The following is a 564-nucleotide window of genomic DNA, read 5'->3' on the forward strand; positions in this document are numbered from 1 at the left end:
ACCGGCAGCACCCTGTCCCCCTGGGACCGGGCGCAGGCGCGCGGGCATCGCGGCGCGGTGTTCTGGCTGACCGGGCTGTCGGGGTCCGGCAAGAGCACGCTTGCCCGTGGCGCGGAGACGGCTCTGTTCGCCGAGGGAATCGACGTCGCGGTGCTGGACGGGGACACGCTGCGCGCGGGCCTGTGCGCCGACCTTGGCTTCTCGGACGCCGACCGGCGCGAGAACATCCGCCGCGCGGCGTCTGTGGCCCGGATCATGGCCGAGACCGGACAGGTGGTGATCGTCGCGCTGATCTCGCCGCTGGCGGCCGACCGTGCCATGGCGCGCGAGATCGTCGGCGAAGGGTTCGAGGACGTGTTCGTCGACACCAGCCTCGACCAGTGCGAGGCGCGCGACCCCAAGGGGCTGTATGCGGCCGCTCGGGCCGGCCGCATCACCGGCTTCACCGGTATCGACGCCCCCTACGAACCCCCGGCCAACCCCGATCTGCGGCTGGCCACCGGCGCAGAAGCGACGGGCGAGACGATCGCGCGTCTCGTGCGGCACATCACCGGCGCCGTGGTG

The 564-nt window shown here is 73.0% G+C and carries 1 protein-coding gene; it reads left to right on the plus strand.

Features of this window, described 5'->3' with window-relative positions:
• Positions 1–564, plus strand: a 564-nt coding sequence (gene cysC / locus HUK82_RS17100; protein ID WP_176615023.1) for an adenylyl-sulfate kinase, incomplete at both ends; no start/stop codon positions are given.

It is taken from the genome of Ameyamaea chiangmaiensis, from assembly GCF_013376175.1.
Taxonomy (GTDB): Bacteria; Pseudomonadota; Alphaproteobacteria; order Acetobacterales; family Acetobacteraceae; genus Ameyamaea; species Ameyamaea chiangmaiensis.